9 protein-coding genes are annotated in these 9,233 nt (G+C 71.0%); 3 read left to right on the top strand and 6 right to left on the bottom strand.

From position 1 onward, the window contains the following. A partial coding sequence (locus ACQUSX_RS12420; RefSeq protein ID WP_428929973.1) for a PfkB family carbohydrate kinase occupies window positions 1-248 on the top strand: 248 nt, incomplete at its 5' end. A 4-nt stretch (window positions 249-252) separates the two neighbouring features. Here the strand turns inward: ACQUSX_RS12420 and ACQUSX_RS12415 are convergent. Then, the gene (locus ACQUSX_RS12415; protein ID WP_428907225.1) at window positions 253-1,575 is read right to left on the bottom strand and encodes a flavin monoamine oxidase family protein; all 1,323 of its coding nucleotides are present in this window, start codon (window positions 1,573-1,575) and stop codon (window positions 253-255) included. 122 nt (window positions 1,576-1,697) lie between these two features. Between ACQUSX_RS12415 and ACQUSX_RS12410 the strand changes: the two genes are divergently transcribed. Both ACQUSX_RS12410 and ACQUSX_RS12405 read left to right on the top strand, forming a co-directional pair. Then, window positions 1,698-2,513, top strand: a complete 816-nt coding sequence (locus tag ACQUSX_RS12410; protein ID WP_428907224.1) for a proline racemase family protein — start codon at window positions 1,698-1,700, stop codon at window positions 2,511-2,513. A 31-nt stretch (window positions 2,514-2,544) separates the two neighbouring features. Then, window positions 2,545-3,726 (top strand): metal-dependent hydrolase family protein, encoded by a 1,182-nt coding sequence (locus ACQUSX_RS12405; protein WP_428907223.1) that lies wholly within the window; start codon window positions 2,545-2,547, stop codon window positions 3,724-3,726. Window positions 3,727-3,730: 4 nt separating this feature from the next. Here the strand turns inward: ACQUSX_RS12405 and ACQUSX_RS12400 are convergent, their stop codons facing one another. The 5 genes from ACQUSX_RS12400 to ACQUSX_RS12380 form a co-directional block, all read right to left on the bottom strand. Next, window positions 3,731-5,209 (bottom strand): aldehyde dehydrogenase (NADP(+)), encoded by a 1,479-nt coding sequence (locus ACQUSX_RS12400; protein ID WP_428907222.1) that lies wholly within the window; start codon window positions 5,207-5,209, stop codon window positions 3,731-3,733. 47 nt (window positions 5,210-5,256) lie between these two features. Further along, window positions 5,257-6,258, bottom strand: a complete 1,002-nt coding sequence (locus ACQUSX_RS12395) for a proline racemase family protein (RefSeq protein ID WP_428907221.1) — start codon at window positions 6,256-6,258, stop codon at window positions 5,257-5,259. Beyond that, complete coding sequence (locus tag ACQUSX_RS12390) at window positions 6,258-7,652, bottom strand: FAD-dependent oxidoreductase (protein WP_428907220.1); 1,395 nt, start codon at window positions 7,650-7,652, stop codon at window positions 6,258-6,260. Before ACQUSX_RS12390 ends, ACQUSX_RS12395 begins: the two co-directional genes overlap by 1 nt. Beyond that, window positions 7,649-7,894, bottom strand: a complete 246-nt coding sequence (locus ACQUSX_RS12385; protein ID WP_428907219.1) for a (2Fe-2S)-binding protein — start codon at window positions 7,892-7,894, stop codon at window positions 7,649-7,651. The genes ACQUSX_RS12390 and ACQUSX_RS12385 overlap by 4 nt, the downstream gene beginning before the upstream one ends. Before the next feature lie 133 nt (window positions 7,895-8,027). Next, window positions 8,028-9,188 (bottom strand): NAD(P)/FAD-dependent oxidoreductase, encoded by a 1,161-nt coding sequence (locus ACQUSX_RS12380; protein ID WP_428907218.1) that lies wholly within the window; start codon window positions 9,186-9,188, stop codon window positions 8,028-8,030. Window positions 9,189-9,233: the final 45 nt, after the last annotated feature.

Below are 9,233 nucleotides of genomic sequence, written 5' to 3'. Positions count from 1 at the left end.
CCGGCACGACCCGAATCCACGCGGAGTCTCCGTCTCTGGCCTCCCCGCTCGTGGACACCGTCGGCGCAGGCGACACGCTCGCGGCGGGATTCGTCGCCGCGCGACTCCAACAGATGGCCCTGGCGGACGCCCTCGCCTTCGCCGTGGCGTGCGGGACTGCGTCCACGCGCGGAAGCGGCGGCGTCGGTGCGCAGCCCGACGCCGCTACCGCACGCGCCCTCGCCGCGTCAGTGACCGTCTCCGCCTGATCGTCTACGCGCCCGCCCACAGCTGCTCGATCGCGACCGCCCACCCGAGCGTCCGCTCGGCGGCGCGGTGACCCGAGAGCATGGCAGCAGTGACCGTCGCGGGGTCGTCGGTCCAGGTCGCCTCACCGGCGAGATGCAGGATGCCCCCGATGGGCGTGGCAAGGTCGTCGTGGTCGGCGGTGATCGCACCGACCTTCATGTATGCGTAGGAGCCATGCGCGAACGGGTCGTCCTGCCACGCCGTGCGGTGCACGCTCACGGGCTCGGACACGCCGTCGCCATACAGGCGGCGCAGCTGCGAGAGCACGGATTCGGCAACGCGCTCGTCGTCCCAGTCGCGAGTGGCGATCGCGGCGGGGCCGGCCGCGAAGGTGAGGAGCGTCGGCTCGTCGTGCAGCGTGGTGAGGTCGTACCACGAATGCCACCATCGGCCCTCAGGCCCCTGCTGACGCAGTGCGTACACGCCGTCATCCCAGAAGCGCTCGGGGAAGCGGAGAAAGACCTTCTCGAACGCGTTCATCCGCAGACGCGCGAGTGCGTCGCCGTTGGTCGCGGGTAGTGGCGGCACGATCTCCACCGACCCGGACTGCAGCACGCCGACGGGCAGTGTCACCACGGCGGAGTCGGAAGAGAACTCGCCTCGCGTGGTGCGAATGCGGATGCCGTCCGACCAGTCGATGACCGTGACGACGTGTTCGAGACGCACGTCGAGCCCCTCCGCCAGACGGGCGGGCAGCACGTCGTAGCCATCGGGGAACACCACCTCGTCGCCGTCGATCTGGTCGTCATCGAGTCCGTGCGCAGCGAGGTCTTCGATCCACACCCCGTACTGCTCTTCAGAGCGATGCTCCAAGTACTCCCGGACGCGTTGGGTGCGCTCCGCGTCCCAGTCCCGTGAGGTGAGCGCAACCTCGGTCACGTCACGGTAAGAGGCGTCGGCCGCTGATGCGGCGATCGACTCCACCAGCGCGGCGTCCACTTCGTGAACATCGGCCGCGAACGTGCGCGCGGCGTCGTCGGACAGTCGGTGACCGTCGGGGCCGAAGTATGCGATGGGCCTGCTGTCGACCTGGTATCCGCCGACGGAGAACTCGGTGGAGCGCATGCCGAACGCTGCGGTCGCCTCGGCGACGGGGCTGTCGGCGATCCCGTGGATCCATGAGGCGCCGAGATCTGTCGTCGCACCGGTGCGGTCGGTGTGCACCCGTCCGCCGATCCGGTCGCGTGCCTCAAGCACGACGATGCGGCGCCCCGCATCCCGCAGCAACCGCGCGGCGGTCAGACCCGCGACGCCCGCTCCCACCACGATCGTGTCGAAGCGATCCACGGGTCCTCCTAGACGCAGCCATCCACGCGGACGAGCGCCCGCGTTTCCCTGTCATCCCAGCGTATCGTCGCAGGCGGACGGGCCTGGTCCGGAAGGCCGGCCTCGACGTCTCTCCAGACGACATGTACGGCGGATTCATCACGCCACCCGATGACGACGGCGCCGACTTCGGTGTGCTCTTCTGGCACAAGGACGGCTTCTCAACCGCCTGCGGTCACGGCACGATCGCCCTCGGTGCATGGGCGGTGCGCACTGGCCGGGTGCCGTCGAACCCCGACGGCGAGACCACCGTGACGATCGACGTCCCCAGCGGACGCGTGCAGGCGCTCGTGCGCCAGCGCGGTGGACGGATCGATGAGATCACATTCCGGAACGTCGAGTCGCGGGTGCTCGCCCGTGGCATCCGACTGACCACATCGCGCGGGGAGGTCGACGTCGATCTCGTGTTCGGCGGCGCCGTGTACGCGACGCTGCCTGCCTCCGCCGTCGGACTCGAGGTGCGCCCGACACACACCACCGACCTCATCGCGATCGGCCGCGAGATCAAGTGGGCGCTCAACGAGCATCCCGCAGCACAGCTCGCTGACCCGCGACTTTCGGGCGTGTACGGCACGATCCTCTTCGATGACCTCGGCCGCACCGAGAACGGCCCGCACCAGCGCAACGTCACCGTCTTCGCCGACGGAGAGGTCGACCGCAGCCCGTGCGGCTCGGGCACCGCCGCACGCGTCGCCCTGCTCGCCGCAACCGGTGAGCTCGCCGACGGCGAGACATTGATGCACGACTCGATCATCGACACGCGCTTTCACGCCCGGATCGCCGATCGCACGACATCCGGAGTGATCCCCGAGGTGCGCGGCACCGCCTACCGGGTCGGCTCGTCGACATTCGAACTCGACGACGACGACCCGCTGGCGAACGGCTTCAGCCTGCGCTGAGCGCACCACCACCCGACTGACAGGAGCACACATGCCCGCAGCATCCCTCTCGATCACCGGCGCGCACGTCTGGCACGGCGACGGCTTCCAGCAGCGCGACGTGCACATCGTCGACGGTCGCGTCGCCGAGAGCGCCGCCGACGGTGCTCGGATGCTGGACGCCGGCGGCGCCTGGCTGATCCCCGGCCTGATCGACGCGCACTTCCATGCGTACGCGACGAGCATGGACGGCTTCGAGAACGAACGCGGCCCGCTCAGCTACGCCGCGGTCAACGGCGCGCGCCGCCTGACCCGCGCCCTGCAGCGCGGTTTCACCACAGTGCGCGACGTCGCCGGCGGCGACATCGGGCTCGCCCAGGCGATCGACGCCGAGCTGTTCCCCTCGCCGCGCTACCACTTCACCGGGCCGGCACTCAGCCAGACCGGAGGACACGGCGACCCGCGCTCGGCTCACGTGGACGTGTGCTTCTCGCACGGGCACATGTGCGAGGTCGTCGACGGTGTCGACAACCTGCGCGTGGCCGTGCGCGAACGACTGCGCACCGGTGCGCACGCCATCAAGGTGATGGCCTCGGGCGGCGTCTTCTCGCTCACCGACCCGATCCGCATCCCGCAGTACTCCCCCGAAGAGCTGCGCGCCGTCGTCGACGAAGCGACCCGCCGGGGCTCATACGTAGCGGCGCATGCCTATTCCGTCGAGGCCGTGCAACACGCGATCGCCGCGGGCATCCGCTCGATCGAGCACGGCAACCTCATCGACCGAGAGACCGCCGACCTGATGGCGGAAGCCGGCGCGTTCCTCGTGCCGACGCTCGCGGCGTACGACGCGATGGACCGTCGCGGCGCGGAGATCGGCCTGAATGAGGTCTCGCTCGCGAAGAACTCCGAGGTGCTGTCGAAGGGGCAGGATGCCGTTCGCCTGGCCCACGCGGCGGATGTGCGCGTCGGCTTCGGCACCGATCTGATGGGCGACCTCGAAGACGACCAGCTCGCGGGCATCCGTCTGCAGGTCGAGGCGAGCGGTGCCGAGGCGACCCTTCGGTCGATGACGGCGGTCAACGCCGAACTCATCGGCGATAGGGCCCTGGGGCACTTGGAGGCGGGCGCGTACGGGGACGCCGTGCTGCTGGCATCCGATCCTCTCGCCGACCCGTCGGCGCTGTGGCGTCAGGATGCCCGGGTGTCGGTGATCCGCGCCGGCGTGACGGTCTGACCATTCAGCGGGCGAACGAGCCCCAGGTGGTCGAGCGACCTGCCTCGCTGCGCTGCTGCGGCACGCCCCACGGGTTCGCGTCCTGCAGCGGCGCGGGCAGCAGCTCCTGCGGAGCACCCTGATACGCGACGCCGCGCAGGAATCGCGTGATCGCCGCGGTGCCGACGCTGGTCGCATCGCTCGTGGTCGCCGGGTACGGCCCGCCGTGCTGCATCGCCTGGGTCACCGAGACGCCCGTCGGCCAGCCGCCGAACAGCACGCGCCCGCTGGTCTCGGCGAGCGCATCGACGAGCGGTGCGAGTGAGCCGTCGGCCAGCTCCTCCGGCCGGGCGTGCAGCGTCGAGGTCAGGTTTCCGGGGAACAGCTCGGCGTGCAGCGCGGGCAGGGCATCCCGGTCCTGGTATCGCACGATCACCGACAGCGGCCCGAACGACTCCTCGAGCAGGGCGTCGCGGTTCTCGGTCAGGGTGTCGACGTCGACCGTGACGACGGTGGGCGTCGCATGCGTCTGCCCGGCGTCGTCGACGCGCACCTCGCCCTGCGCGAGCACGGTCGCGCCCTCGGCGCCGATCACGTCGTCGCGGCGCTGTGCGAACGACCGCCCGATGCCCGGGTTGAGCAGGCGGTGCTCGCCGACGGATGCCGCAGCATCTGCGACGGCGCTGAGGTCGGCGCCATCGGGCACGAACAGGAACCCGGGCTTGGTGCACAGCTGACCGGCCGAACCCGACACCGAGGCGACGAAGGCATCGAGCAGCGCCGCGTCGGCGTAGGTCGCGTAGACGGGGTTGACGCTGCCGAGCTCGCCGTAGAACGGGATCGGCACCGGCCGGGATGCTGCGATGTCGGCCAGCATCCGCCCGACGTGAGTCGAACCGGTGAACGCCCCGGCGCGGATGCGCTCGTCCTTCAGCATCGCGACGCCGTTCTGCTGCCCCTCGATCAGCTGGAAGACACCCTCGGGCATCCCCGCCTCGCGCAGCGCGCCGGAGACGACTTCGGCAGTGCGCCGGGAGAGCTCCAGATGCCCGGAGTGCGCCTTCACGATCACGGGACAGCCCGCGGCGAGCGCGGCGGCGGAGTCGCCACCAGCCACCGAGAACGCGAACGGGAAGTTGGACGCCGCGAAGTTCAGCACCGGGCCGACCGGCTCCAGCATCCGGCGCACGTCAGGGCGTGGGCCGATCACGTACTCGGGATCGGCGTCGTCGATGCGGGCGTCGAGGTACCCGCCGTCGACGATGGTGTCGGCGAACAGTCGCAGCTGCCACGCCGTGCGGCGCAGCTCGCCCTTCAGGCGCACCTGAGTGAGTCCGGTCTCCTGCATGGCGATCTCGACGAGCTCGTCGCCCGCCGCCTCGAGCGCGTCGGCGACGGCCACCAGAGCGGCTCCGCGCTCACGAGGGCTGGTGCGGGCGAAGGGGCGAGCAGCGGCGGCGGCCGCGGCGGCGATCTGGTCGAGGGACTTCTCGGTGTCGGTCACGGTTCTCTCCTTGGAGGTCGGATCGGAAGGCGGAGTCGAGGGACGTGCTAGAAGACGAAGCCCTCCGGGAACGGGTCGTTCTCGTCGAGCATGTACTGGCCGAGTCCGGTGACCCAGGCGCGTCCGGTGATGGTGGGGATGACGGCGGCGCGGTCGCCGACGGCGGTCTCGCCGATCAGGCGGCCGGTGAACTCGGTGCCGATGAACGACTCGTTCACGAAGTCGGTGTCCAGGGCGAGCTCACCGCGCGCGTGCAGCTCGGCCATCCGCGCGCTGGTGCCGGTGCCGCACGGCGAGCGGTCGAACCATCCGGGATGGATCGCCATCGCATGCCGCGAGCGGACGGCATCCGATCCCGGCGCGATGAACTCGACGTGGTGCACGTGGTTCGCGCCCTCCAGCACCGGATGCACGGGCGGCGCCTGCGTGTTGATCGCGTCCATGATCTGCAGTCCGGCGGCCAGGATGTCGTCCTGCCGCGCACGGTCGAAGGGCAGCCCGACCTGGTCGAGGTCGACCAGCGCGTAGTAGTTGCCGCCGAAGGCGACGGAGTAGGTGATCTCGCCGATGCCGGGAACCTCGATGCGCTCGTCGATCCGGTCGACGAAGCTCGGCACGTTCTCGATGGTCACGTCGACCGCGCGGCCGTCTTCGACCCGCACGCGCGCGATCACAAGACCGGCCGGCACGTCGAGGCGGATCTCGGTGACCGGCTCGGTCACCTCGACCATGCCGGTCTCGACGAGCACGGTGGCGGCGCCGATCGTGCCGTGTCCGCACATCGGGAGGAAGCCGGATGCCTCGATGAACACGATCCCCCAGTCGGCGTCATCGCGGGCGGGCGGCTGCAGCAGCACGCCCGACATGGCGGCGTGCCCGCGCGGCTCGTTCATCAGGAAGCCGCGGAGGCCGTCGAGGTGCTCCATGGCGTACAGGCGGCGGTCGTTCATCGTCGCGCCGGGGATGCGCCCGACGCCGCCGGTGACGACGCGCGTGGGCATCCCCTCGGTGTGCGAGTCGACGGCCTGGATGGTTCGGCGTGCGCGCATCAGCTGCCTCCTGCGAATTCGGTCTCGGGTGTGTGACGGTCATCCTCGCACTCGGTGGGCGAGACGAGGGCGGCGAGTTCGCCGATGCGGACCGACGAGAGCACGGGGCGGTGGTCGAAGCCCGACCCGCCGAGGATGTCGGCCACGCTGCGGCCGCAGGTGCGGCCCTGGCAGGCCCCGAGTCCGGCGCGGGTGGCGAGGCGCATGCCGCGTGAGGAGGTGTCGGCGTACTCGTCGAGCGTCGCCTTCCGCACGTTCTCGCACCGGCAGACGACGGTGTCATCCTGCAGCCATGCCGTCCACCCGGGGCGGATGCCGTGCACGTCCAGCCGCGCGGCGAAGGCCCGCATGCGGCGGCGAGCGGCGAGCGGCGAGCGGTACCGCAGGTCGGCTCCGGGGATGCCCGCGGCTGCGAGCCCGGCGATCTCGCCCTCGGCGAGCGCGGCATCCGCCCCGCCGATTCCCGTGATCTCTCCGGCGGCGTAGACGCCGGCGATGCTGGTGAGCTGCTGCGAATCGACCCGCACGAACCGGTCGGCGCTGATGTCGCAGCCGAACTGGATCGCCGCCTCCAGCCGCGGCGTGAACCCGTGACCCAGCGCCACCGAGTCGCACTCGACCGTGCGCTCAGTGCCCGGGATGGGCCGCCACTGCGGATCGATGCGCTGTACGGTGACGGCTTCGACGGCATCCGTCCCATGGATGCGCGTCACCGCACTGCCGAACCGGTACGGCGTGCGATGGCGGACGAGGGATGCCACGTACGAGCCCAGTTCGCCCGCCTTGCCCGCGGCCGAAGTGAGCTCCCAGGCGCGAGCACCCCAGCCGCGCACAATCGTGCCGATAGAGGCGGCCTCCACGACCTCGGCGACCTCTCCCCCGAGCAGCGCGATGCTCTGCGCGACCGGCAGCAGGAAGGGGCCGGCGCCAGCCACGACGGTGCGCTCGCCGAGCGTGAGGGCGTCGCGCTTGGCCATCGCCTGCGCGGCTCCGGCCGAGGTGACGCCAGGCAGCGTCCAGCCCGGCACCGGCAGCACGCGGTCGTGGGCTCCGGTGGCGACGACGACGGCATCCGCTTCGAGCGTCTCTCCGACGCGCCCGGCGGCATCGGCGGGTCCGGTGAGCACGTGCACGCGCAGCGGAGTGCCGGTCTCGACCCGCCACACGCTGGTCGAGGTGAGCACCCGCACGTTCTCGATGCCCTCGCGCACAGCGGCGAACCGGCCGAGCTGGTGCTGCAGACGGGGATCGGTGAAGTCGGAGTGGTGGCGCCAGAACTGGCCTCCGACGCGCTCACCCTCGTCGACGAGCACGACCTCTGCTCCGGAACCGGATGCTGCTTTCGCAGCGGCGAGCCCGGCGGGGCCGGCCCCGATCACGACGACGCGGGTCATGCGCGGGCCTCGCGCTCGAGCACATCGCCGTCGCAGGCGGCCCGCTGGCAGGCGCGCACGCCCTCGACGCCGTTGACGGTGATCACGCAGTCCTGGCAGATGCCGATGCCGCAGAAGATGCCGCGCTCGGAGCCCTGCGCATCCCGCCAGGTGCGGTGGCCGTTCGCCATCAGCACGCCGGCGATCGTCTGGCCGTCGCGTCCCGGCAGCTCGACCTCACCGAATCGGATGCTGATGCTCATCGCGCTGCCCTTCCCTGGCGTTCCGGGCCGACCCCGGCCACCGAGCCCCGTCCAGGTCGCAACCGTTGCCGCTTAGATGCCGAAATAGCGGCAACGAGTGCGACCTGGAGGATGCTCTGGTGGGACTCGACGCTCATGCTGATGCTCCCTGGAGAGTGAGGCGGGTCGGCAGGAACGGCGTCGGGTCCAGAGGTGCTGACGTGCCGAGCACGGCGTGCGCGATCAGCGCACCGGTGGTCGGGGCGAGACCGATGCCCGCACCCTCGTGTCCCGCCGCGTGGAAGAGTCCGGCGATCCGGGCATCCGCTCCGATGGCCGGAAGATGGTCCGGAGCGTACGGACGGAAGCCATAGTAGCTGCGCAGCAGCATGGTGTCGCGGAGGAACGGGAACAGCCTGACAGCCTTGGCCGCGACCTCCGAGAGCGGGGCGAGCAGGCCCTCGCCCGAGAAGCCGACGCGTTCGCGGCTGGAGCCGATCAGCACCGTGCCGGAAGGGGTCGATTCGACCACCGTCGAGGTCTGCAGCGCGGCATCCCCCGACCCCACCGCGCCGACGTAGTCAGCGTCGTACACCTTGTGGAACACCCGCTGCGGCATGGCTGCGGTGACGAGGATGGTCCCACGGCGCGGGCGGATGTCGAGTTCCGCGCCGAACAGCGCCGCGGCCTCGCCCGCCCAGGGGCCGGCGCAGTTCACCACGGCGTCCGCGTCGATGCGTCCTTCCGTGGTGAGCACCCCGCGCACTCGCTCGGATTCGACGACGGCACCGGTGACCTCGGCGATGCGCAGCTGCGCGCCGAGGTGGCGGGCACGGGCGAGCATCGCCTGGGTGGCGAGGCTCGGCTGCACCTGGGCGTCATCGGGGTAGTGCACGCCGAGCGCGACCTCCGGCGACAGGTGCGGCTCGGCATCGCGCAGCGCCTGCTCGTCGAGGACGTCGGCGCGGATGCCGATCTCGCGCTGCGTGTCGGCGAAGCCGCGCAGGGCATCCGCTCCCCCGTCGAACGCGACGACCACACCGCCCTTGGCCTCGTACTCGGTGGTCGGCTGCCCTGGTACGCGGTCGCCGTCCAGCCGCTCGGCGAGAGCCCGCCAGGCGCGGTTCGCCTCGATGGCCATCAGCGCCTCGGCTCCCGGCTGCTTGTCGGAGACCAGGATGTTCCCCTCGCAGCGGCTGGAGGTCTCAGCAGCCACACCCGTGCGTTCGAGGACGATCACCTCTGCGCCCGCTTCGGTGAGCGCGAGTGCGCAGGCGGCGCCGATCACTCCGGCGCCGATCACGATGATCCGCACGTGCTCACCCTCCCTCGCGTCGAGCCGATAAGTAACATGTTACAT

This window comes from Microbacterium alcoholitolerans, from assembly GCF_050408615.1.
In the GTDB taxonomy this organism is placed as follows: domain Bacteria; phylum Actinomycetota; class Actinomycetes; order Actinomycetales; family Microbacteriaceae; genus Microbacterium.
The sequence above is the reverse complement of the archived record's forward strand: the minus strand, read 5'-3'. Positions and strand labels throughout refer to the sequence as shown.

Coding starts and splice junctions, on each gene's coding strand:
- ACQUSX_RS12390 (WP_428907220.1), bottom strand. CDS start 7,652: ATGACCCGCGTCGTCGTGATCGGGGCCGGCCCCGCCGGGCTCGCCGCT.
- ACQUSX_RS12385 (WP_428907219.1), bottom strand. CDS start 7,894: ATGAGCATCAGCATCCGATTCGGTGAGGTCGAGCTGCCGGGACGCGAC.
- ACQUSX_RS12410 (WP_428907224.1), top strand. CDS start 1,698: ATGTACGGCGGATTCATCACGCCACCCGATGACGACGGCGCCGACTTC.
- ACQUSX_RS12395 (WP_428907221.1), bottom strand. CDS start 6,258: ATGCGCGCACGCCGAACCATCCAGGCCGTCGACTCGCACACCGAGGGG.
- ACQUSX_RS12405 (WP_428907223.1), top strand. CDS start 2,545: ATGCCCGCAGCATCCCTCTCGATCACCGGCGCGCACGTCTGGCACGGC.